The sequence below is a fragment of the Hyphobacterium sp. genome, assembly GCF_965228115.1.
In the GTDB taxonomy this organism is placed as follows: domain Bacteria; phylum Pseudomonadota; class Alphaproteobacteria; order Caulobacterales; family Maricaulaceae; genus Hyphobacterium.
Genome location: NZ_OZ245794.1, coordinates 1,048,216 through 1,070,688, shown reverse-complemented (window position 1 = coordinate 1,070,688; position 22,473 = coordinate 1,048,216). Strand labels below are relative to the sequence as shown.

At 59.4% G+C, this 22,473-nt stretch carries 25 protein-coding genes and 2 riboswitches; of the genes, 12 read left to right on the top strand and 13 right to left on the bottom strand.

Going from position 1 to position 22,473, the window contains the following annotated elements; all coding sequences use genetic code 11:
- Positions 1–26: 26 nt before the first annotated feature.
- Both ACO079_RS05840 and ACO079_RS05835 read left to right on the top strand, forming a co-directional pair.
- Complete coding sequence (locus tag ACO079_RS05840) at positions 27–611, top strand: GNAT family N-acetyltransferase (protein ID WP_421792480.1); 585 nt, start codon at positions 27–29, stop codon at positions 609–611.
- Entirely contained in the window at positions 565–1,728 is a 1,164-nt protein-coding gene (locus tag ACO079_RS05835) for an EAL domain-containing protein (RefSeq protein WP_421792479.1), read from the top strand. The genes ACO079_RS05840 and ACO079_RS05835 overlap by 47 nt, the downstream gene beginning before the upstream one ends.
- A gap of 5 nt (positions 1,729–1,733) precedes the next feature.
- On the opposite strand, the gene ACO079_RS05830 is transcribed toward ACO079_RS05835, so the two are convergent.
- The gene (locus ACO079_RS05830) at positions 1,734–2,300 is read right to left on the bottom strand and encodes a YqgE/AlgH family protein (RefSeq protein WP_421792478.1); all 567 of its coding nucleotides are present in this window, start codon (positions 2,298–2,300) and stop codon (positions 1,734–1,736) included.
- 112 nt (positions 2,301–2,412) lie between these two features.
- On the opposite strand from ACO079_RS05830, the gene ACO079_RS05825 reads away from it, so the two are divergent.
- Genes ACO079_RS05825 through ACO079_RS05815 form a run of 3 tightly spaced genes read left to right on the top strand, consistent with a single transcriptional unit; the run spans position 2,413 to position 4,356 of the window.
- A complete protein-coding gene (locus ACO079_RS05825; RefSeq protein ID WP_421792477.1) occupies positions 2,413–2,895 on the top strand; it encodes a peroxiredoxin in 483 nt (160 codons plus the stop codon).
- A 26-nt stretch (positions 2,896–2,921) separates the two neighbouring features.
- The gene (locus tag ACO079_RS05820; protein WP_421792476.1) at positions 2,922–3,893 is read left to right on the top strand and encodes an SPFH domain-containing protein; all 972 of its coding nucleotides are present in this window, start codon (positions 2,922–2,924) and stop codon (positions 3,891–3,893) included.
- Positions 3,894–3,903: 10 nt separating this feature from the next.
- On the top strand, positions 3,904–4,356 hold the full coding sequence (locus ACO079_RS05815) for an NfeD family protein (RefSeq protein WP_421792475.1): 453 nt from the start codon (positions 3,904–3,906) through the stop codon (positions 4,354–4,356).
- Positions 4,357–4,369: 13 nt separating this feature from the next.
- Here the strand turns inward: ACO079_RS05815 and rnhA are convergent, their stop codons facing one another.
- From rnhA to ispH, 4 genes are read right to left on the bottom strand one after another with little or no spacing between them, the layout of a single operon-like run.
- Positions 4,370–4,822: a ribonuclease HI gene (gene rnhA, locus ACO079_RS05810; protein ID WP_421792473.1), complete on the bottom strand. Its 453-nt coding sequence runs from the start codon at positions 4,820–4,822 to the stop codon at positions 4,370–4,372.
- A complete protein-coding gene (locus ACO079_RS05805) occupies positions 4,819–5,193 on the bottom strand; it encodes a nuclear transport factor 2 family protein (protein ID WP_421792471.1) in 375 nt (124 codons plus the stop codon). Before ACO079_RS05805 ends, rnhA begins: the two co-directional genes overlap by 4 nt.
- Complete coding sequence (locus tag ACO079_RS05800; RefSeq protein WP_421792469.1) at positions 5,190–5,618, bottom strand: DUF1801 domain-containing protein; 429 nt, start codon at positions 5,616–5,618, stop codon at positions 5,190–5,192. The genes ACO079_RS05805 and ACO079_RS05800 overlap by 4 nt, the downstream gene beginning before the upstream one ends.
- Before the next feature lie 10 nt (positions 5,619–5,628).
- On the bottom strand, positions 5,629–6,576 hold the full coding sequence (gene ispH / locus ACO079_RS05795; RefSeq protein ID WP_421792467.1) for a 4-hydroxy-3-methylbut-2-enyl diphosphate reductase: 948 nt from the start codon (positions 6,574–6,576) through the stop codon (positions 5,629–5,631).
- A gap of 91 nt (positions 6,577–6,667) precedes the next feature.
- Here ispH and ACO079_RS05790 point away from each other — a divergent pair, with 91 nt between their 5' ends.
- The 6 genes from ACO079_RS05790 to gcvPB all read left to right on the top strand — a co-directional run bounded on the left by ACO079_RS05790 (position 6,668) and on the right by gcvPB (position 13,712).
- On the top strand, positions 6,668–7,231 hold the full coding sequence (locus tag ACO079_RS05790; protein WP_421792466.1) for a hypothetical protein: 564 nt from the start codon (positions 6,668–6,670) through the stop codon (positions 7,229–7,231).
- A gap of 4 nt (positions 7,232–7,235) precedes the next feature.
- Positions 7,236–8,999 carry an arginine--tRNA ligase gene (gene argS, locus ACO079_RS05785; RefSeq protein ID WP_421792464.1) on the top strand — a complete coding sequence of 588 codons (1,764 nt, stop codon included), beginning with the start codon at positions 7,236–7,238 and terminating at the stop codon, positions 8,997–8,999.
- 61 nt (positions 9,000–9,060) lie between these two features.
- Positions 9,061–9,151: riboswitch (glycine riboswitch) on the top strand.
- A 3-nt stretch (positions 9,152–9,154) separates the two neighbouring features.
- Positions 9,155–9,251: riboswitch (glycine riboswitch) on the top strand.
- A gap of 47 nt (positions 9,252–9,298) precedes the next feature.
- Complete coding sequence (gene gcvT, locus ACO079_RS05780) at positions 9,299–10,387, top strand: glycine cleavage system aminomethyltransferase GcvT (protein WP_421792462.1); 1,089 nt, start codon at positions 9,299–9,301, stop codon at positions 10,385–10,387.
- Between the two features lie 18 nt (positions 10,388–10,405).
- Positions 10,406–10,771, top strand: coding sequence for a glycine cleavage system protein GcvH (gene gcvH / locus ACO079_RS05775; RefSeq protein WP_421792461.1), 366 nt, complete (start codon positions 10,406–10,408; stop codon positions 10,769–10,771).
- 17 nt (positions 10,772–10,788) lie between these two features.
- The gene (gene gcvPA / locus ACO079_RS05770) at positions 10,789–12,132 is read left to right on the top strand and encodes an aminomethyl-transferring glycine dehydrogenase subunit GcvPA (protein ID WP_421792459.1); all 1,344 of its coding nucleotides are present in this window, start codon (positions 10,789–10,791) and stop codon (positions 12,130–12,132) included.
- Positions 12,132–13,712, top strand: a complete 1,581-nt coding sequence (gene gcvPB / locus ACO079_RS05765) for an aminomethyl-transferring glycine dehydrogenase subunit GcvPB (RefSeq protein ID WP_421792458.1) — start codon at positions 12,132–12,134, stop codon at positions 13,710–13,712. Before gcvPA ends, gcvPB begins: the two co-directional genes overlap by 1 nt.
- 7 nt (positions 13,713–13,719) lie before the next feature.
- Here gcvPB and ACO079_RS05760 read toward each other — a convergent pair whose 3' ends face one another.
- Together ACO079_RS05760 and ACO079_RS05755 are read right to left on the bottom strand one after the other, a co-directional pair.
- Positions 13,720–14,778 (bottom strand): acyltransferase family protein, encoded by a 1,059-nt coding sequence (locus tag ACO079_RS05760; RefSeq protein ID WP_421792456.1) that lies wholly within the window; start codon positions 14,776–14,778, stop codon positions 13,720–13,722.
- Positions 14,775–15,845 carry an acyltransferase family protein gene (locus ACO079_RS05755; RefSeq protein WP_421792454.1) on the bottom strand — a complete coding sequence of 357 codons (1,071 nt, stop codon included), beginning with the start codon at positions 15,843–15,845 and terminating at the stop codon, positions 14,775–14,777. The genes ACO079_RS05760 and ACO079_RS05755 overlap by 4 nt, the downstream gene beginning before the upstream one ends.
- A 170-nt stretch (positions 15,846–16,015) precedes the next feature.
- Between ACO079_RS05755 and ACO079_RS05750 the strand changes: the two genes are divergently transcribed.
- Positions 16,016–16,330 carry a hypothetical protein gene (locus ACO079_RS05750; protein WP_421792453.1) on the top strand — a complete coding sequence of 105 codons (315 nt, stop codon included), beginning with the start codon at positions 16,016–16,018 and terminating at the stop codon, positions 16,328–16,330.
- A gap of 56 nt (positions 16,331–16,386) precedes the next feature.
- Here the strand turns inward: ACO079_RS05750 and ACO079_RS05745 are convergent, their stop codons facing one another.
- The 6 genes from ACO079_RS05745 to smc form a co-directional block, all read right to left on the bottom strand.
- The gene (locus tag ACO079_RS05745) at positions 16,387–16,902 is read right to left on the bottom strand and encodes a F0F1 ATP synthase subunit B (protein WP_421792451.1); all 516 of its coding nucleotides are present in this window, start codon (positions 16,900–16,902) and stop codon (positions 16,387–16,389) included.
- Positions 16,903–16,921: 19 nt separating this feature from the next.
- The gene (locus tag ACO079_RS05740) at positions 16,922–17,464 is read right to left on the bottom strand and encodes a F0F1 ATP synthase subunit B' (RefSeq protein ID WP_421792450.1); all 543 of its coding nucleotides are present in this window, start codon (positions 17,462–17,464) and stop codon (positions 16,922–16,924) included.
- 36 nt (positions 17,465–17,500) lie between these two features.
- Positions 17,501–17,725 (bottom strand): F0F1 ATP synthase subunit C, encoded by a 225-nt coding sequence (locus ACO079_RS05735; RefSeq protein ID WP_421792448.1) that lies wholly within the window; start codon positions 17,723–17,725, stop codon positions 17,501–17,503.
- A gap of 37 nt (positions 17,726–17,762) precedes the next feature.
- Positions 17,763–18,533: a F0F1 ATP synthase subunit A gene (locus tag ACO079_RS05730; RefSeq protein ID WP_421792446.1), complete on the bottom strand. Its 771-nt coding sequence runs from the start codon at positions 18,531–18,533 to the stop codon at positions 17,763–17,765.
- 17 nt (positions 18,534–18,550) lie between these two features.
- Positions 18,551–18,904, bottom strand: a complete 354-nt coding sequence (locus ACO079_RS05725; protein WP_421792445.1) for an AtpZ/AtpI family protein — start codon at positions 18,902–18,904, stop codon at positions 18,551–18,553.
- Between the two features lie 117 nt (positions 18,905–19,021).
- Complete coding sequence (gene smc, locus ACO079_RS05720) at positions 19,022–22,456, bottom strand: chromosome segregation protein SMC (RefSeq protein ID WP_421792443.1); 3,435 nt, start codon at positions 22,454–22,456, stop codon at positions 19,022–19,024.
- Positions 22,457–22,473 lie beyond the last annotated feature (17 nt).

Here is a 22,473-nt window from a genome sequence, read left to right as displayed (position 1 = left end):
AGTATTCCGACCAAGCGAGGCGGCCCATGGCGCTCTGGCGAGATGATCAACCCGGAACAGAACTCCGCACGCGCGAGCTTACTCTGCGCGCACCGCAAACTTCCGATTATGAAGCCTGGGCCAAGCTGCGCTCGGCCAGCCGTAAGCATACCGAACCCTGGGAACCGACCTGGACGGCAGATGAGCTGACGCGGTCGGCCTATCGCGGACGGCTGCGCCGGTATGAGCTGGACTGGAAAGACGGCCGGGGGGCGCCTTTTTTCGTGGTACGTAAGCGGGGGAATGTGCTGATCGGCGCGTGTAATCTCAACAATATCCGCCGCGGCGTGATGCAATCGGCTGATATCGGCTACTGGATTGGCGCGCCCTATGTCCGCCAAGGCTATGCAAGGCAGGCGATCCGGCGGGTTTTGGCATTTGCCTTTGAGGATTTATCACTGAACCGGATCGAGGCCGCCGTTCAGCCGGAAAACGCCGCCTCTAGGGCATTACTGGAGGAGATCGGCTTTCAGTATGAGGGCCGCGCGCGGAAGCTTCTCTTTATTGCTGGCGAATGGCGCGATCATGACCGGCTGTCCTTCCTCGCCGGGGATCGTCGCGATGACGTATGAGTTTCTGGAATCTGCTGCCCGTGCCTCAGGTGCTGTGGCGTTCGAGATCGACGCTGTGACCGCCAGATTCGAAGGGCCGCTGGAAAAGCTGGGCCTGAAACACGATCTCTGTGGCACTCAGGACCTAATCGACAGGATTGCTCCTGCCGAACAGGCAGACTTTGCCGCGGCCTTAAAGGCAGGCACGATTGATTTGCGGATTCGCCTTGTCGGTGAGACCGGCTCGGTGCGCTATCTGCGCTTCATCGGATCGGCGTCAGATGATGGGGCTTTACAGGGATTTGTGCTGCCGGCGGGACGGTTTTCAGCAGATACCCGGCATCAGTTGAATCGCGAAACAAGTGTCACGGCGGCCGTCGCGGATGATGAAATTCTGGCGCACTACCAGCCCATCGTCTCTCTGCAAACGCGGCAGCTGGCAGGCTTTGAAGCCCTGGCCCGCTGGGACAGGCCGGGTATGGGTCTGATCGGGCCGGATGATTTCATTCCGCTGGCCGATGATCTGGATTTGCTGGCCGAGATTGGCCGAAAAGTGCGCCATATGGCGGCGGAGGATTTGTCCGCCTGGCGGGCGGCCCGGCCGCAAGTGCCGCTCTTTGTGGCGGCGAATGCCAGCGTTGGCGAGCTTTTGTCAGATGGGTTTGTGTCAACCTTCCTGGCCTCGGTCGAACATGCCGGGTTGCGCGCTGGCAGTTACAAGTTGGAAATCGCGGAAACAGAAATCATGAAGCAGCCGGAAAAAGCGGCTGGCGTCATCGCGGAATTGAAGGCCGCCGGAATTCAACTGGCCCTGGACGATTTCGGGACCGGCTATTCCTCTCTGTCGAGGCTGGATCAATTCAACTTCGACACTGTCAAGATCGACCGGTATTTCGTGCGGGCCATGGAAAGTTCTGGCAGCGCGGCGAAAGTCGTGGAATCCGTGCTGCAACTGGCCCGGCATCTCGGCATGACCGTCGTTGCTGAAGGGATTGAGACAGAAACTGTGGCGCAGCGCCTCGCCGATCTCGGCTGTGATTATGGACAAGGGTTTCTATTCGCCGGGGCGATGGCGCCCGAGCTGGCGGCAGAATTGGTCCAAAATGGCCGGGATGGACGCATCAAAGCGCCGGGCTGAGCCCGTCAGGCATGACCAGAAATCGCCGAAAGGCGCGCGGGATCCACACCAATTAACGCCAGCGCCCGATCCCATTTGTTCTCGAAGCCATCATCGAAAATAAGCGATTCTTCCGGTTCGGCAACCAGCCAGGCGCTGGCCTGTAATTCATCTTCCAGCTGACCCGGACCCCATCCAGCATAACCCAAAGCCAGCACAGACCGGCGGGGTGGCTGATTGGAGGCCATGGCATCCAGCACTTCGCGCGTTGCCGTCAGGCAGATATTGCTGGAGACCCGCATGGTCGCGTTATCATGGGAGAAATCAGGTGTATGCAGGACAAAGCCGCGATCGCCATCGACCGGGCCGCCATTTAGCACCGCGCGGTCGGGAACGCGAATATCGCTTTCGATTTCCAGCTGATCGAACAGCGTCGGCAAGCGCAAATCATCCACCGGATTGTTCACGGCAATGCCCATGGCGTGCTCGTCGTCGTGATCACAAATATAGATCAGGGCGCGGTCAAAGCGGGGATCGCCGATAGCCGGGCTGGCAATCAGTAGCTTGCCGGTGAGATATCCCTTGCTAGCCATAAGGTCATGCTTGTCCTTTTTTCGGGACAGGTAAAGGGATATTCCCGCTATCCAGAAAAGAATTGATCGGGCAAGATTTATTCAAAGCGCATCAGACAAGGAGCTTTATGCGATGACGATTTCAAAGGGTGACCGGCTTCCGGAGGCGGTTTTTGGGGTCATGACGGCCGAGGGGCCAACACAAATGAAGACGAGTGATGTCTTCGCCGGCAAGACAGTGGCCCTGTTTGCTGTCCCGGGGGCATTTACACCGACCTGTTCGGCCAAACACCTGCCGGGCTTTGTTGAAAAGGCCGCTGAGCTGAAGGCGAAAGGGGTCGATCAGATTGCCTGCGTTTCAGTCAATGATGTCTTCGTCATGGATGCCTGGGGCAAGGATCAGGGCGTTGGCGAAGATGTCGTCATGCTGGCCGATGGCAATGGTGATTTTGCCAAGGCAACGGGTTTGACGATGGATGGTTCCGGCTTTGGCATGGGCGTGCGTTCCCAACGCTTTTCCATGCTGGTGAAGGATGGCGTTGTCGATCTTCTGAATACCGAAGCGCCCGGCGATTTCCGCACTTCCAGCGCGGAACACATGCTGGAACAGCTCTAAACGAAACGAAGACAGGGAGAGACTGAATGGGTGAATTGATTTTTATCGGCGTTGTCGTCGTTCTGGCGCTGCTGGTTGTCTCGATGGCAATCAAATCAGTACCGCAGGGCATGGAATATACGGTGGAACGGTTCGGGCGCTTCACACGCAAACTGGATCCGGGCCTTCATTTCATCGTGCCTTTTGTCGACATGGTCCGGTACAAGATCAATATGCGCGAACGGGTGCTGGACGTGCCCAAGCAGGAAGTCATCACCAAGGATAACGCCATGGTGTCGGTCGATGCCGTGGTGTTTATCCAGGTGATGGAAGCCGCGCGTGCGGCCTATGAAGTCGACAATCTGGACTTTTCCATTGTCAATCTGGCGATGACGAATGTGCGGACCGTAGTGGGCTCCATGGATCTCGACCAGGTCCTTTCCAACCGGGATGACATCAATGCGCGTCTCCTGTCAGTCATTGATGCGGCGACCAATCCCTGGGGCGTCAAGGTCACGCGGATCGAGATCCGGGACCTCAACCCGCCGCCGGACATCACCGAGGCCATGGCCCGGCAGATGAAAGCCGAGCGTTTGAAGCGTGCCGAAATCCTCGAGGCGGAAGGCCAGAAGCAATCAGAAATCCTGAAAGCCGAGGGCGAAAAACAGTCTTTGATTCTCGAAGCCGAAGGCCGCAAGGAAGCGGCTTTCCGCGACGCTGAGGCGCGCGAACGTGAAGCGGAGGCTGAAGCCAAGGCTACCGACATGGTTTCGGCGGCGATCGCCCAAGGCGATTTGAACGCGATTAACTACTTCCTCGGCCAGAAATATGTAGAGGCTTTCGCCCAGCTGGCGGTGTCTGACCAACAAAAAACGGTCATCATTCCAGCGGAGTTCTCGAACATTGTCTCAACCGTGATGGGCGTGGGCGAACTTGCGAATGCAGCCCGAGACGCTGCGAAGGACGCTGCAACGGATGCTGTCGGGCAGACCCGAACCAGCGTTCCACCAACCCGCTAGGAGCGCATGAATGGACGTTCTGATTTCTGCTCTGGAAGGACTGAATCTCTGGTGGTGGCTCGGTCTCGTCGCGGCGTTGCTGATCGCCGAGTTGCTGACCAATACCACCTATCTGCTCTGGCCGGCGGCTGCGGCGCTGGTGACCGCACTGATCGCCCCCTTTACGGGTTGGCCTGTGGAGCTGATTCTGTTTTCCGTGCTCGGGGTTGGTTTCCTGATTGTCGGCGACCGGTATGTGAAGCCGCGCCTGAAAAGCGGGGCCGATAGCGGGCTGAACCAGCGGGCCACTTATCTGATTGGTGAGCGTGTCACTGTCGTTAAAGGCTTTACCGAAGGCCGTGGCCGCGTGCGTCATGGCGATACGGAATGGTCGGCCAGGACCGAGGATGGGGCCGATCTGGCCAAAGGGTCCAGCGCGCTTGTTACCCAGGTCGATGGAACACGTTTGATCCTGAAGGCCTGAACCTTCCCGGCGTCTACATCAGGCTGGCATCGCGCATTTGCGCGATGGCCAGCCGTGCCAGCTCATCGGCGCGGTCATTGTCCGGATCGCCGGAATGTCCCTTGACCCAGTCCCATTCCACCTCATGACGCGCGGCGGCCTCGTCGAGTTCTTTCCAGAGATCAGCGTTTTTGACCGGCCTTTTGGCGGAGGTCTTCCAGCCATTGCGCTTCCAGCCATGGATCCAGGTGGTCACGCCGTTTTTGACATAGGTTGAATCGGTCACCAGCCGGATAGACTTGTTCTTGCCTTTCACCGCCTTCAGGGCCTGGATTGCGGCCATCAACTCCATGCGGTTATTGGTCGTGTCTGGCTCGGCCCCATTGATCTCCTTGCGGTGCCCCTTCCATTCCAGGATAGCACCCCAGCCACCCGGACCCGGATTGCCCGAACAGGCCCCGTCCGTGTGAATGGTGATCCGGTTCATTCGCGAATGGCCTCTTTCAATGGGATGCCCTGCGTGCGGTAGAAGCTCAGCTTGTCGAAATAGCCTCGCTGTAACCTTATCTTTCCGTCTTCGATCTGGAAAAATCCACAACCTCTCAACCCCAGCGGATCCGTCCACTCCAGTATCGCCCAACCGCCATCTTCAAACAGGTTTTCGATCACGCAAACCATTTGGGCCCGTGCAAATTCCGCTTCGAACATTTCACGGATAGCGGCGCGGCCTACAACCGGTTGGTTGGCGACCTGATGATTGATGGCGTCCTGGTGATAGAAACTTGCAACCGCATTTGCATCACCGGTGTTGAACGCCTCGACCCAGGCCTGAACAACGTCTTTGGGCCGCGGGCTCAACTTGGCTTGACCGGATACTTTTTCGACAGATCGTCCAGCCCGGCCTTCACAAGCTCTTCGAGCACGTCCAGATCGATATCGGCCAGCTTGTTCACATAGAGGCAGGATTTGCCATGCTTGTGCTTGCCGAGGCGAGCCAGAATGCCCTCATAATCCTGATAGCCCGGCATGATGTAGATGCTCAGATTGGCTTTGCGCGGGGAAAAACCGGTGGCTAGAAAATCGCCCTCGCGGCCGCTGTCATATTTGTAGTGATATTCACCAAAACCGATGATGGACGGGCCCCACATCTTGGCTTTCCAGCCTGTCATGCGTTCGAACAGGTCGAGCAGGGTTTTTGCGTCCTCCCGGCGGCCATCATGCTCGACCGAGGCAATAAAGTCTGCCGGGGTGATGGCTGTGGGTTTGGTTTTATTTTCGCTCATAAAGCCCCTCCTAAGCCACCAGGCGCGGCAATTTAAAGATTACATCCTCATGGGTGACGCGAAGCTCTTCGACGCTGATGTCATAGCGCTCGCCAATCGCCGAGATGACGCCTTCCACCAGCGATTCCGGGGCCGAGGCGCCCGCCGTAATCCCGATCGTGGTGGCGTTTTCCATCGCGCTCCAGTCAATCGCGCTGGCATCTTCTATCAAGGCCGCGTTGCGCGCACCGGCGCGTTCGGCGACCTCGACCAGCCGCTTGGAGTTCGAAGAGGTTTCAGAGCCAATCACCCAGACCATGTCACACGACTCTGCCATGGCTTTCACCGCATCCTGCCGATTGGTGGTAGCATAACAAATGTCTTCCTTGTGCGGCGCGGCAACGGATGGAAAGCGTGTCCGTAAGGCTTCGACGATCTCGGCGGTGTCATCCACCGAAAGCGTCGTCTGGGTCACGAAGGCGATCTTTTCCGGGTCGCGGGGCTTGAAACCGGCCACATCCTCAACGGTCTCAATCAGTGTGATGGCCCCGTCGGGCAGCTGACCCAGCGTGCCCACGACTTCCGGGTGGCCGGCATGACCGATCAGCACAATCTCGAAGCCTGCCTTGTGATGACGCTGGGCCTCGATATGGACTTTGGAGACGAGCGGGCAGGTCGCATCGACATAGATCATCTCGCGCTCGCGCGCGGCTTGCGGAACAGATTTCGGCACACCATGCGCGGAAAAGACGACCGGGCGGTCGCCGGGAACTTCATCGAGTTCATCCACGAAAACCGCGCCGAGTTTTTCCAACCGGCTGACGACATGGGTGTTGTGAACGATCTCATGGCGCACATAGACGGGCGCACCAAACTTGTGAATCGCGCGTTCGACGATCTGGATCGCCCGGTCAACACCGGCGCAGAAACCACGCGGCGCAGCCAGCAATATCGTCAGCTTCTGTTTCTCGCCCGGCATTCACCATCCTCATATGCGCAGCTGCCGTTGCGACAGCCAAACAGTCATCGTATGACCGGTTTAATCAAGGGCCCACCCGGAGTCATCATTTATGCGCTGGATTATTCCCGCCTTCGCCTTGCTGGTCAGTGGATGCAATACTTTCGAGGACGCGTTCGCCAACAATCCTGACAATCCCGGCCCCTGCCCGTCGGCTTTGACATTGCGTGATGCCCAGCGGGTTGTTGAACTTGCCGATGATAGCAACACGTTCGCGGCGGTTGGATTTACCGGTGAGATTAACAGTGTACGTTCACTCTGCCGCTATTTCGACGACCGCCCCATCAACGCCAATCTGGAAATTGATTTCGGTTTTGGACGGGGCCCGGCTGCGGTCGGTAGTGAGCATACTTTCACGTATTTTGTCGCTGTGACCCGCCGCGACAATGTGGTGATCCATCGCCAGGACTTCCCGATCCGTGTCCGCTTCGAGCCGGGTGAAGACCGGGTCTTCCTGACAGAGCGGATGTCGGAAATCATTATTCCGCGCGCAACGAATAATACGTCCGGCACGAACTTCGAAATTATTGTCGGCTTCGACCTTACCGACGAGCAGATCCTCTGGAACCGTTCCGGTCAACGCTTCCAGGTCGATGCTGGACGACCCGACCAATAGACTTATGGCCTCGATTGTAGACACCCTTTCCGCGCGCGTCGGGGCGGCGTTTGAAGCTGCCGGACTACCTGCGGAGTTGGGGCAATGCGCCGAATCCGACCGGCCCGATCTCGCCCCCTATCAGTGCAATGGCGCAATGGCGGCAGCGAAGATCGCGAAGAAAGCGCCGCGCGCTGTGGCGGAAGACGTGGCCGCCCAACTGCAAGACGATCCGGATTTTGAAACTATCGAAATTGCCGGGCCGGGCTTTCTTAATCTGACGCCAAAAGCGCTTGTCTATGCCGGGCAGGCTGATGCGCTTGCCGCCGATCCGCGTGTGGGGGCGGGGCATGTCGAAACCCCGCGCACGGTAATGATTGATTTTGGCGGGCCGAATGTCGCGAAGGCGATGCATGTGGGCCATTTGCGCTCTTCTGTGCTGGGCGATAGCCTGCAGCGCCTGATGCGGTTTCTGGGCGAGAAAGTCGTCTCGGACATCCATCTGGGTGATTGGGGCTATCAGATGGGCCTGTTGGTGACCGAGCTGGAAACCGAACAGCCGAGCCTTCCCTATTTCGATCCGGAATTTGACGGTGACTATCCGGCCAAGCCGCCGGTGACGATCCAGGACCTATCCCGCCTTTATCCGCAAGCGGCCACCAAGGCCAAGGAAGACGATGACCGGGCGGCGATCGCCCGGAAAGCAACTGCAGAGTTGCAAGCCGGACGGCGCGGTTATCGCGCGCTTCTGGCGCATTTCATTTCCGTTTCTATTGCCGCGCTGAAACAGGATTTTGATGCACTCGGCGTGCATTTCGATCTGTGGAGGGGCGAAAGCGACGTCAATGATCTGATCCCCGGCCTCGTCGAGGATTTCAAGGCGCGCGGCGTGGCGGAAAAGTCCGACGGGGCGTGGATTGTCCGCGTGGCGCGCAATTCCGACAAAAAAGAGCTCGCCCCGCTGATTCTGGTCAGCTCCCAGGGCGCGGCGCTTTACGGCACGACAGACCTTGCGACCATTCTGGATCGGAAACAGACAGTCGATCCGGATCATATCTTCTATGTGGTCGATCTGGGCCAATCCGATCATTTCGAGCAGGTTTTCCGCGCCGCTTACAAGGCCGGTCTGGCCGAAGAAGGCGCGCTGGAGCACATCAAATTCGGTACGGTTAATGGCCCGGATGGCAAGCGTTTGCGCACCCGCTCTGGCGGCACGTTCAGCCTCGCCGATCTGATCTCAGAAGCGTTGGAGCGCGCCAAGGCGCGGCTAAATGAGGCAGGTCTGGGCGCAGAATTACCGGCCGAGGAATTCGACTCAGTGGCCCGCAAGGTCGCAAATGCGGCGATCAAATTCGCCGACCTGCAAAATTTCCGGACCACGAATTACATTTTTGATCTCGACCGGTTTGTCTCTTTCGAGGGCAAGACCGGACCTTACCTTCTTTATCAAGCGGTGCGGATCAAATCGATCCTTCGCAAGGCGGCGGAAAAAAGTCTGGATGGCGGTCCGGTGACGATTTCCGATCCCGCAGAAGCGACGCTGATCCGCCGTCTGGACGGGTTTGATGCCGCGCTGAAGCGCGCCTATGAACAGCGCGCGCCAAACCATATCTGCGAGCATGTCTATTCGCTGGCGCAGGCGTTTTCGTCTTTTTATGGCGCCTGTCCGATTCTGCCGGAAGAAGATGCCGCCATCCGCGCCTCACGCCTGACATTGGCGAAAACCACGCTGAAACAGCTGGAAATCGGCCTGTCCCTGATCGGGCTGGAAGCACCGGAGAAAATGTAGCGCAGACGTCCCTCGCATACGCGATTGACTCTTCTTTTCCCCGCTCTAAACCTCCTTGCTTCCCGTCCCCGCGGGAGAGACCGGCGAATAAAGCCGGCGCCGAAGGCGCAACCGCCCCGGAAACGCTCAGGCCGAAGGACCGCGGGATGACGAAACGCTGGAAAGCGGGCGCGGGCAACGCGTCCCACCGAAGGAGCAAGCAAGGGAGGGCGTTCCTCTTCTTGTGGAATCTCTCAGGTTATTGAGACAGCGGGGGCCGTCCGGTGATCACCGGGCATGCCGGCAACGGGGCAACACGTATGACAGAGACGCTGCGCACACCGCTCTATAATCTTCATGTCGAGCTGGGCGCGAAGATTGTGCCCTTCGCCGGGTATGACATGCCGCTGCAATTTGAAGGCATCATGGCCGAGCATAATCACACGCGTGAGGCAGCCGGCCTGTTTGATGTCTCGCATATGGGTCAGGCCCATTACACGGGCGATGAAGGCGCACTGGAAAAGCTGATCACGGCGGATCTTTCCACGCTGGGCGAAGGCGAGCAGCGTTATACGCTGTTATTGAATGATCAGGGCGGGATCATGGATGATCTGATGATCTCCCGGCCTTTCGGGTCAGACGGCCTGTTTCTGGTTGTGAATGCTGCCACCAAGGCCAATGATTTTGCGCATATCGCCGAAAAATCCGGCGGACCCTTGAACGTGATTGAGGATCGCGCGCTGATCGCACTGCAAGGCCCGCAAGCGGCGGACGTTTTTGCCGCGCTGGTTCCGGGCGCGGGCGATCTTGTTTTCATGCAGTGTGGCGTGTTCGATCTGGACGGCGTTGAAATCTACGTCTCTCGCTCTGGCTATACGGGCGAGGACGGGTTTGAGATCTCCATTCCGGCGGATCAGGCTGACGCGATAACGCGCAAATTGCTGAGCGATGACCGGGTCAAGCCGATTGGTCTGGGCGCACGCGATTCCTTGCGCCTGGAAGCCGGGCTTTGCCTTTACGGCCATGACATGGACGAGAGCAAAACGCCAGCAGAAGCCACTTTGATGTGGGCCGTCGCCAAGCCGCGCCGCGAAAAACTCGATTTTCCTGGTGCGGAACGCGTGATGCAGATGTTCGCCGACAAGCCCGCGCGGAAACGTGTGGGCTTTACCATGTCTGGCGCTCCGGCACGCGAAGGCGCGGAAGTGGTCAAGGATGGCAAGACCATCGGTGCCGTCACATCCGGCGGGTTCGGCCCAACAGTGGGCGGGCCGGTGGGCATGGCCTATGTCGACACGGAATTCGCGGTTGCTGAGACAGAGGTGGAGATCTTGCTGCGTGGCAAGGCGCGGCCCGCCAAAATCACCAAAATGCCGTTTGTTGAACAGCGTTATTATCGGGGCAATTAGCTTTAAGGGGAGGACGCGATGAGCGTGAAATACACCAAGGATCATGAATGGGTGAAAATTGACGGCGAAGACGGCGTCGTCGGCATCACCGCCTATGCGGCAGAACAGCTCGGCGATGTGGTTTTCGTCGAATTACCGGAAGTTGGTGCCAGCTTCGCCCAGGGCGATGAGATGGCCGTGGTTGAATCGGTGAAGGCTGCTTCGGAGGTTTACGCCCCGGTCGCTGGCGAGGTGATTGCCGTCAATGACGCGCTGGAAGGCGAGCCGCAGAAAGTCAATGAAAGCCCGGATGGCGAAGGCTGGTTTGTGAAGTTGAAATTGACCGAAAAAGAACAACTTGACGGCCTGATGGATGACGCCGCTTACAAGGCGCATATCGCCTAGGAAAACAGGATTTTCGGATGAGATATCTTCCGCTGACGCCGGCTGACCGGCGCGACATGCTGGCGAAGATCGGCGTTGAGTCGATTGATGGCCTTTTTACCGACGTGCCGGAAGCCGCGCGCCTCGATGGGCCGGTGGATTTGCCGCCGCATCAGACCGAGCTGGAAGTCGAGCGGGCCTTGGCGAAGCTGGCGGCGGAAAATACGCCGGCGTCCAGCGTGCCGTTCTTTGTCGGAGCCGGGGCGTATAAGCACCACATCCCGGCGACGGTCGATCACCTCATCCAGCGCTCTGAATTCCTGACGGCTTATACCCCCTATCAGCCGGAGATCAGCCAGGGCACGCTGCAAACCCTTTTCGAGTTCCAGACCCAGGTCGCCTTGATGACGGGCATGGATGTGGCCAATGCCTCAATGTATGACGGCTCAACGGCTTGCGGCGAAGCCGTGCTGATGGCCGCCCGCGTCACCAAGCGCAAACGTGCCGTTCTGGCAGGCTCGCTGCATCCGCATTATGCGGCCACCACGCGCACGACCGCCAAATACATGGACATTGACATTGTCTCGTCGCAGCCGGATCTGGACGGCCTGTCGGGCATTGCCGAGCTGATTGATGATGAAACGGCCTGTGTGGTTATCCAGACGCCAGACGTATTTGGCCGCCTGCATGATCTCACCGAAATCGCCGAGAAAGCGCAGCAGCATGGCGCGCTGGTGATTGCCGTCTTCACCGAACCGGTTTCGCTGGGGCTGGTGAAGTCACCCGGTGAAATGGGTGCGGATATCGTGGTCGGCGAGGGCCAGGGCATAGGCGTGGGCCTCAATTTTGGCGGGCCTTATGTGGGACTGTTTGCCTGCCGCAATGACCGGAATTTGATCCGCAATCTGCCGGGCCGCTTGGCTGGGGAAACCGTCGATGCCGATGGCCGCCGCGGTTATGTGCTGACGCTCTCCACGCGCGAACAGCATATCCGCCGCGATAAGGCGACGTCGAATATCTGTACCAATTCCGGCCTGTGTGCGCTGGCCTTCACCATTCACATGACGCTGCTGGGCGAGAAGGGCCTGACCACGCTGGCTCAGCTCAATCATGAAACGGCTTGCGACCTTGCGGATCGTTTGTCCGCCATCGACGGTGTGGAGCTGCTCACCGATACCTTCTTCAACGAGTTTGCGGTCCGCTTGCCGAAGAAGGCCTCGGATGTGCTCGATGCGCTTGTAAAGAAAGGCGTTCTGGGCGGGGTCCCCGCCTCGCGGCTCTATCCCGGCGAGATGCAAGATGTGCTGATCATCGCCGCCACGGAAACCAATTCCGAGGCGGATCTGGCCGCCTTCGAAACCACACTGCGGGAGAGTGTCTGATGGGCATGAACACACACGGCCGTCCGACCCGTATGGAACACGATATCGATCCCGGCGGATATGAAGACAGCTTCTCAGGCTCGCGCGGGCTCGAACAGTCCGAAGCGCTATTGTTCGAGCGCGGTTCACTGGACGTTTCTGGCGTGGACCTGCCGGAACCCAAGGGCACGCCAAACCGCCTGGGTGGTTTGAAACGCGAAGGCGTGATTGGCCTGCCGGGCCTCTCCGAGCCGGAAACCATGCGCCATTATGTGCGCCTTTCGCGCAAGAATTACGCGATTGATCTGGGGCTTTATCCGCTTGGCTCGTGCACGATGAAGCACAATCCGCGCCTCAATGAGAAGATGGCGCGCCTGCCGGGCTTTGCCGATCTGCATCCCTTGCAGCCGGAACAGACTGTTCAGGGCGCTTACAAGCTGATTGAAGAGTTGGCGCGCTGGTTGATGGTGCTCACGAATACGCCGGCCGTGGCGATGAGCCCGAAAGCCGGCGCTCATGGCGAGCTTTGCGGCATGATGTCGATCCGCGCGGCGCTGGATGCGCGCGGCGAGACCCACCGCCGCCGCGTGCTGGTGCCGGAATCGGCGCACGGCACGAACCCGGCAACAGCGGTTCAGTGTGGCTTTCATTGCGATGAAATTCCGGCTGATGAAACCGGCCGTGTCGATATGGCGGCCTTCAAGGCCAAGCTGGGCGATGATGTCGCCGGCATCATGCTGACCAACCCGAACACGTGCGGGCTGTTTGAACGCGATATCAAAGAGATCGCCGATCTGATCCATGAGGCGGGCGGTTATTTCTACTGCGATGGCGCGAATTTCAACGCGATTGTTGGTCGCGTGCGTCCGGGCGATCTGGGTATTGATGCGATGCACATCAATTTGCACAAAACTTTTTCCACCCCGCATGGCGGCGGCGGTCCGGGCTCCGGCCCGACAGTGCTGTCCGAAGCGCTCGCGCCCTATGCACCGTTGCCTTTCGTCATCCAGACGGAAGATGGCGCGTCCCTGCGCATGGCAGAGAACGAGACCGATGTAGACGGCACAGGCGCGCACCCCTTTGGCCGGATGACGGCTTTCCACGGTCAGATGGGCATGTTTACCCGCGCGCTCACCTATATGATGAGCCATGGTTCTGACGGGTTGAAGCAGGCCTCGGAAGATGCGGTGCTGAATGCGAACTACATCCTCGCTTGCCTGAAAGATGTCATGACGCCGGCCTTTGACGGCACCTGCATGCACGAAGCCCTGTTCGATGATCGCTTCCTGAAAGATACCGGCGTGACCACGCTCGATTTCGCCAAGGCGATGATCGATGAGGGCTATCATCCCATGACGATGTATTTCCCGCTGGTGGTGCATGGGGCGATGCTGATCGAGCCCACTGAAACCGAATCCAAATCCGGTCTCGACCGCTTTTGCGATGTGCTGCGCGGCCTGTCGGAAGCCGCCAGGGCCGGTGATGTGGATCGTTTCAAGGCCGCCCCAGTGTATGCGCCGATGCGCCGTCTGGATGAAACGCGGGCTGCGCGTCAGCCGGTATTGCGCTGGACCCCGCCCGTCGCGGAAGCCGCGGAATAGGTGAAGCCTATTTGAGGGCTGTCCGGCGCAGGCGCTTTCCCAGCGCCAGTGCCGGGCGCTCATACACATAATAGGCAAGTGCAGAGACGATCAGCGATCCCGCGAGCATGGCGAAAATCAGCGCAAGATTATCGATGGGCCCAGGCATAGCGCGCGGCAGCCAGAGATGGGTCAGCGTCACGATCACCAGTACATGGCTGAGATACAGGCTGTAGGACCAGTCACCAATGCGCTGGGACCAGTCCGGAAAACGCAACTGGCCGCGCTGTTCCAGCCCGGCGATGCCCGCCACGATCAAAACGCTGGCCGGGCCAAAGGCCAGAACCCGGCCCCAGAAAAGCGGATAATTTTCCGGCGTCCGTAATCCTATCCAGAGCGCACCGGCCATCAGGGCGGCGATCCCGGCCGCCAGGATCAGCGCCGGAATGCGGATCCAGCCGCGATGATAAGCCAGCCCGGCAAACGCCCCGAAGATGAACTCATAGGTGTGCGGGTGAAAGGCGACCACCAGCCAGGGACCGGACTCCCGTGAGATGCCGGATGCCAAGCCAATTGCGATCAGACTGCCCCAAACCGTCAGGCCGATCGGCAGCCAACGCTCTTTCAGGACAAGCAGCGCACAAAAAACGAGGTAGAAGTAAAGCTCATGGGTCAGCGTCCAGGCGACACCCAGCAAGGGCTCGCCCTCCTGCGGCAAGAGCAGGAAGGAGGCGAGGAGGTCGGTTTGTGGCAGCCAGTCTCCCACCGTGCCCGCAGCCATCAACGCCATCAGCGTCAAAAAAGTGAAGAGCAGGGCGGGCGGGTAGATGCGCCAGAGCCGGTCCCACAAGAAGCGCTGGGGCTGGCCTGCGGTGTCAAACCGGCCGCGTGTGACATGCACCATGATGAAGCCGGAAATGACGAAGAAGAGGTCGACCCCCGCCACGCCATGATAGAGCCAGGGCGAGAGCACCGGATCGCCCAGCCGCAATTCATTGGCCTGGATGTGGATCGCCACCACCATCAGAGCAGCAATCGCCCGCAGCGCCTGGATGCTGCCCAACCGGGTGATCGGAGCTGAGGTCATTTGCGCGGAAACAGGACCCGGCCTGCCGAACGGGTCCAGACCAGCAGCGGGTATTCCACCAATCGATAGCTGAGCCAGGCAGCAATGATGGCCGCGATGACGAGCAAGACCAGCATGATGCCATTATCAATCAGGCCCATATCCGGCATCACAGCCGCCCAGAGCCAGGCGCCGGCGGACAGAACGATCAAATGACCGAGATAGAGTGAATAGGACCAATCACCGAGATTCTTGAAAAATGTGATGACACGTCCCTGGCGGCGCGGCTCCAGATTGATCGCGCCCATAACGATCAGGGCGGCGGGAATGCCGAACACGATCAACCGGTCCCAGAAAACCGGAAAGTTTTCAATGGAGATTGCCGGCCTCAAGAAAATGGCGGATGAAAACAAGACCAGCCCGGCCGCCACATGCGCCCAACCCATCCAGCGCGGCATAGAAAAGCGGAAATAGGCAATCACCGCCCCAAGAGCGAACTCGAAGGTCAAAGGGTGAAAGATCAGCCCCAGAACAGCCGACCGCAAGTGCAGGTCCAGGGCAGCGCCGACCGCCACGCCGGCCATCCAGAGGGCCAGGCCGGGCATCAACAGCTTGCGCGGCAGGAAGAGCAAAATCGCAAAGACGAGATAGAAATACATCTCGTGGATCAGCGTCCAGCCGACCGGCAATAGCGGTAATTGCGGCTGTGGAACCAACAGAAATGATTGCCAGATATAGCTGCTTGTCAGTTCGCGGTCTGAAATCGTCGGCCCGAAAACAAGAGCCGTCAGCATGACGGCGGAAAAAAACCAGAAGGGTGGATAGATCCGGGTGATCCGGTGATAGAGGAACCGTCCGATGGTTCCCGCCCTGTGATCATAATCACGGGTCACATGAACCATGACATAGCCGGAAATCACGAAAAACAGATCCACTCCGGCAAAACCGTGCAACAAAAAAGGCGAGGTCAGCCCCTCGCCGAGAAAGCGCCACTCAACCTGATAGAGATGCCCGATCACCACAGCCAATGCCGCCAGACCGCGCAGGATCTGGACGGATTGGAGGTGAGAGGCGGGTGGATGGGCCATTCGTATACGCAGTTCTGATTACCCGGAAGGTTCTAGACGGGATAGTGGCGAAACTCTAACTGCTTATCTGGCAAAGATTCGCCTTTTTCACTGTTAATGTGGCTCCCAAACCCTATCTAACGATGTAGGTGTGACCTATCTACAGCCAGTACTTCGCGCGCGGGAGAAGCATGAACGAAACGCTCAATAATATGAGCCGTAATCCGATCGGCAGCGTCATTGCGACCGTGCTGCGCATGATAGGCGTGGCCCTGGGTCTGGCGTTGATGTTTCTGGCTTTGCCGCTGGCCATCGTGACGCCATTTGTCCCTGTTGGCCTGCCGCTGTTTATTTTCGGAGCGATCCTGCTGGCGGGCAGTTCAAAAACCGCCCACCGAATAATCACGGGTTTTCTGAAACGGCACCCGGCAATCTGGAACCGCGTCAAGCGTGTGTTCGGGGAAAAAGACGACAGGCCGGACGAGGAAGACAAGCCTCAGCCCTGACGTCTGGCACGAAAAAAGCCCCGGAGCTCCGGGGCTTTGTTTCTGTAGGGGTCGAACTAACGATAGTTCAGCTTTTCTTCCATGTCCGCCAGATCGGTTTTCAACCGCGCAGCATGGTCGGACTTCTTCAGGTTTTTTGAAATCAGTTCGGCCGCATTGGCAGCGGCCAGGTCTGCGGCCCGCGATTTGACATCGGCAATCGCCTGGGCCTCGGCCTGTGCGATGCGTTGCTCTGCCAGCGAGGTCAGCCGCTCAAGGCGCGCAGAGGACTCAGCCCGGGCGGTCTCGGCCTGGATTTTCGCATCCTTACGCGCCATTTCGACGATGGCTTCGGCTTCCGCTTCGGCTTCGCGCTTCTTGCGCTGATAGCTCGCCATCAGCTCCTGGGCCTCTTCACGCATCCGGCGCGCTTCGTCCAACTCGTTGCGGATGGTCGCCGCGCGTTCATCCAGCGCTTTGGCCAGCAGTCCCGGTACACGCGCAATAACTGCGATGCCGATGACGATCACCAGGCCAATGAAAACCCAGAAAGTCGGGTCGGTCGTGGGATTAAGGAGATAATCGAAGTGCATGGTGTGCTCTCAATCTTCCTTATGCCGAACCGGCGTTGGGCTCGGAAATCAGCTTGCTGACGAGTTCATCCGCCAGTTCGCTGGAGATGTCGTCGAGGTGGGAAAGCGCATCCTTCCGCATCGCTGAAATGCGCTCTTCGGCGGCATCCAGCTCGGAATTGATCTGCTTTTCCACCTCCCGGTTTCCTTCGGCGATCTCGGCCTCGACCTCTTTGCGGGTCGTGGCCACGATGTTGTGCGCCTTGGCACGGGCATCGGCCAGATTCTTCTCGTAATCCGCCGCCGCCTGTTCGGCCTGCCGTTTGTTCTGCTCGGCAGCATCCCAATCGTCTGCAATCCGGTCCCGGCGGTCTTCAATCGTCGCCGCGATTTTCGGCAGGACCGAATTGGACAGGATGAAAAACAACAGGCCGAAGGTGACCAGCAGCCAGAAAATCTGTCCTGGCCAGGTGGAAATGTCGAGCTGTGGCAATCCGCCCGAACCGTAGGCATCGCCACCTGCGGCAGCGTCCTCCGGTGCGAAGAATGCGATCTCGACGAATACCTGCGAGACAGACGTCATGTCACTGGTCCTTTCAGCTTTTCACCCGTTAATGGATCAGGCGAAAAGAATGATCATGGCGACAACGAAACCCAGCAGGCCGGTGAATTCCGTCAGCGCGAAGCCGATCAGCAGGTTGGTGAACTGGCTGGCAGCTGCGGACGGGTTACGCAGAGCGCCGGACAGATAGCTGCTGAAGATCATACCGATACCAACACCGGCACCCGCGAGGGCGATGGCCGCGATACCGGCGCCAATTTGCTTTGCTGCATCAAGTTCCATTGGGGAAGCTCCTTAGATGAAGAGGTAATTAAGTTCGTTAGTGAGATGGGTGCAGAGCATCATTGATGTAGATGCACGAGAGCACAGCGAAAATGTAGGCCTGAAGGAAGGCGATCAGGAATTCGAGGCCCGTAACAGCGGTCAGGATGCCCATGGACAGGATGGCCAGAATGCCACCTGCACCGACCAGACCCAGAGCGCCGACCAATTGAATGGTAAAGCCGCCGAACAGCTTCAACAGCACGTGGCCAGCCAGCATGTTGGCGAACAAGCGGATCGCCAGGCTGATCGGGCGGCTGAGGAAGGACAGGATCTCGATCGGGACCAGCAAGGGATAAATCCAGAGCGGCAGGCCCGCCGGTGCGAACAGGCGCAGAAAACCCAGACCATTCTTCGTGAACCCGACCCACAGGACCGTACCGATTGTGATCAAGCCCAACATGAGCGTCACGATAATATGGCTTGTGACCGTGAACATGCCCGGCACCAGGCCCAGCAGGTTGGCCACAAAGATGAAGGTGAACAGGGTGAAGATGTAGGGGAAGAACCGCATTCCGTCCTTGCCCATGATCGACTTGGCCATGTCGGCGACGAATTCATACAGCAGTTCGGCCACCGATTGGCCCCGCGACGGAACAAGCGCACCACGTCGGGACAGGAAGGACAGGCCGCCGGCAATCAGCAGAACCACAATGATCATGCACAGGGCGGTGTTGGTGATCGTCAAATCGATCCCGAGAACGGTCGGCAGCTCGAAAACCGGCTGCACTTCGAACTGATACATCGGATCTGTTTCGAGGGTGGCCATGACGCTTTGTGTTCCGTTCAGTCTCGATCCGTCTTCCCGGAAGAAGAGGTGTTTTCCGCTTCTGCCTTCATTGCGGACCGCATCAGGTTCCGCATTCCGGCAGCAAATCCCAATCCAATACCGACCAACAGGAACCAGGGGCTGGTGCCGGCCAGTCTATCGATTGCCCAACCCAGAACGCCGCCCACGAACAGCCCAGCTATCAGATCGCTGGATGCCCGGATGGCGACCGACCAAGCCTTTCCTCTCTCACCGGCTTCGTCGATTTCTTCCGTCTGCCAAGGCTTTCGCTTCTCTTTCAGGCGCCGGTCAAAATCGTCGATGTCGCTGGGTCGGGAGGTGTCGTTCTTTTGGCGGTCTCGTTGAGCCATGACAATCGTTTTCGCCCATGGAACAGCTCCCCATGAGCGCGCGCAAGCTAGACAAGGGGGCATGGCAAGTCAAGCACACGAATGCTCATGTTATAGTATTGAATTTATTGAGTTTATTTACTCGGCGGCGATCATCTGTTCAGCCCGCGTCAAATCGACCGACACAAGCTGGGATACCCCTCTTTCGGCCATGGTTACTCCATAGAGCCGATCCATCCGCGCCATGGTCAGCGGATTGTGGGTGATCACAAGGAAACGCGTGGCTGTTAAGCGGCGCATTTCATCCAGCATCCGGCAGAAGCGATCCACATTGGCATCGTCCAGCGGGGCATCGACCTCGTCGAGCACGCAGACCGGGGCCGGATTCGACAAAAACACCGCGAAAATCAATGCGGAAGCCGTCAGCGCCTGCTCTCCGCCGGACATCAGCGACATGCGCTCCATCTTCTTGCCCGGCGGGCAGGCGAAGATTTCCAACCCGGCTTCCAGCGGATCATCATTCTCCGTCAGCGCCAGCTCGGCATGTCCACCTTCAAACAGGGTTTCAAACAGCTGGCGGAAATGCTGGTCGATACGCTCGAAGGCCTCCAGCAGGCGTGCACGGCCTTCGCGGGAAAGCGAATCAATGCCTTTACGCAAGCGATCAATGGCGGCCAGCAAGTCATCGCGCTCGGTGGTCAGCTCGTCCCGCTTTTCCTGTAATTCGGCCGCCTCCTGGTCTGCCCGCAGATTGACCGCGCCCAAACGCTCGCGGGAGGCCCGGGCCGAGTCCAGCTTGCGTTCCAGATCTTCCAGCGACAGCTTTTCAAATCCTGGCTCGATCCGCTCTGCCAGAGAGGCCGCCGTGCCGCTGGTCGCTTCACGAAGGCGCGAATCGGTTTCTTCCAACCGTTCGCGGGCGGCTGTGAGGCGCGCTTCATCTGCGGCGCGTTTCTCCCGCGCTGAAGACGCATCGCGTTCGGCACTGCGCGCGTCCGCGTCCGCAGATTTGGCGGCCTGTTCCGCTTTCAAGGCCGTATCGCGGGCTTCATCGGCGGCCCGGCTGGCAGCGGTCAGCGTTTCCGCGATCTGACCCAGATTCGCGCGCAGTTTTCCCGGTAATTCCTTGGCGGCATCCAGATCTGCGGTGGTCCGCCCCCGGCCTTCATTCAGTTCAGCGATGCGGGCTTCCGCAACGCCCCGGCGTTTCTGCCAATCGACCTTATCGGCAATGTTATCCTTGATCCGGCGCTCGCGATCAGCGGCCGCGCGAATGAGATCGTCTTTTTCCTGCCTGGCAGCATCGAAAATTGACCGGGCTTCCTCGGCGTCCCTGCGGGCCTGATCGAGCGCCGATTGCGCTTCAGGCAGGCGGTCATCATCGCGCAGGGCCTCGTCTGCGGCTTCCAATTGCTGGCGCGCTTCTTCGCCCTCGGCGGTCAAGCGATCAATCTCGGCCACAAGGGCAGAGCGCCGCTCATTATCCCGGGCGGCTTTCTCGCGGGCCGAGGCTGCGGCGGCTTGAGATTCGCGGGCGGCGGTCTCGCAGGTCCGGGCGGTTTGCCGGGCCAGCTGTTCAAACTCGCGGGCCTGAGCGGCGGCCAGCCGCGCTTCATCCAGCGCATCGCTGGCGGTTTCAATTTCGGTTTCGAGGTCTGTGCGCTCCAGCTGGGCTGCGTCCAGACGGTTGCGCTGTTCCAGACGGGCGGTGGCCGCCGACGGAGCATCCGCGCTCGCTGCAAAACCATCCCAACGCCACAGATCGCCGTCTTGCGTGACAAGGCGCTGGCCGGCTTGCAGCTGGCGGGCGGCGGCTTCCGCCTGCGCCGCATCCACAATACCGACCGAGGCGAGACGCGCGGCCAAAGACGGCGGTGCATCCACAAAATCGCTCAGCGGCGCACACCCTGCGGGCAGGGCCGCGGCACGCGTATTGACTTGCGTCCAGTGCCGTGAAGCTGTCGCGTCCAGCGACGCCTCAAGGTCTTCGCCCAGGGCGACGCCGAGGGCTTTTTCATAGCCCGGCTTGGCTCGCACCGAATCGAGGGCGCGGTTTTCAATCTCGTCCTGTTCCAACAGGCGGGTCAGCGTCGCGATTTCGCTTTCCAGCGCGGAAAGCTTGGCGCGCAGCGCGTTTAAGGGCTCCAGCGCTTCACGTTCCGCGGCTTCTTTTTTCAGCCGGTCTTTTTCAGCCGCTTCGCGTTTTGCTCGTGCTGTTTCAACCTCGGCTTCCGCCTTGGCGGCGTCCGCGATTTTCCGCTCCAACTCGCTCTCATCGCCTTCACCCAAAAGGGCAAAGGACTCTTCTGCGCGGGATTTCTCCAGCCGCAGCCGAGACATGCGCTGTTCTGCCTGGGTCTTGTTGCGAGCCGCCGCATCCCGCTCGGCGCGCAGGGCAGCAAATGCTTCCGATGCCTGATCCAGCGCGGCCTGTTTTACCTGACGCGTGGTTGCCGCTGTGTTGGTTTTTTCTTCAGCCGCTGCCAGCTTCTCCGCTTCGCCGTCGGCGCTGGCATTTAATTCGGCGATAGCGGCGTCGATGCGGGCGATGGCCGCCTCGGCATCTTCCATGATCAGCTTTTCGCGTTCCAGCTGGCTGGCAAGGTCAGCCAGTCGTTGGTCCAGCTCGTCCACGCGGCGTTCGGCCTCGGCTATGTCGCGGTCCGCTGTGTCGCGTTCGCGTTCGATCCGGCGCAAGGCTGCGCTGGCCTCGGCCTCGGCGAGGCGGAGCGGCTCAAGACCGGAGGCGGCTTTTTCAGCGGAAATCGTGGCAGTGGCGGCAAGCTCTGCGGCGTCATTGGCCGCCTGTGCGGAGGTTTCCAGCGCTTCTGCTGCTAGTTTTACCGCTGCGTCCGCTTCGCGCCAGCGCGACAGCCAGAGGGCCGCTTCCATGCCTCTGATATCGCCGGACAGCTTGCGATATCGCGCGGCCTGCCTTGATTGACGCTCCAGCTCGGACTGGCGCGATTCCAGCTCGTCGATGACATCCTGCAAGCGGTTGAGATTGGTCTCGGCAGCCCGCAGGCGTAATTCGCTTTCATGGCGGCGTGCACGCAAGCCTGAAACGCCAGCGGCTTCTTCGAGCACCTTGCGTCGATTTTCCGGTTTGGCGTTGATCAGCTCGCTGATCTGGCCCTGCCGGACCAGCGCGGGCGAGTTTGCGCCCGTGCCCGCATCAGCAAAAAGCAGCTGAACGTCCTTGGCGCGGACGTCCTCGCCATTGACCTTATAGTTCGAGCCCGCACCGCGCACGATGCGCCGGACAACCTCGATAATGGTGTTCTCATTGAAACGGGCGGGGGCGGTGCGGTCCTCATTACTGATGACCATCTTGACCTCGGCATGCTCGCGTGAGGGGCGGGCATCGGTGCCTGCGAAGATGACATCTTCCATACCCGAGCCGCGCAGTGATTTGGCCGAGGTCGCCCCCATCACCCAGCGCAAGGCTTCCAGCAGGTTGGACTTGCCGCAGCCATTTGGCCCGATCACGCCGGTCAGACCGGGCTCGATCGAGAGCTCGGTTGTATCCACAAACGACTTGAAGCCGGTCAGCCTGAGCGAGGTAAATTCCACGCAGTCCCCGTCTGTTA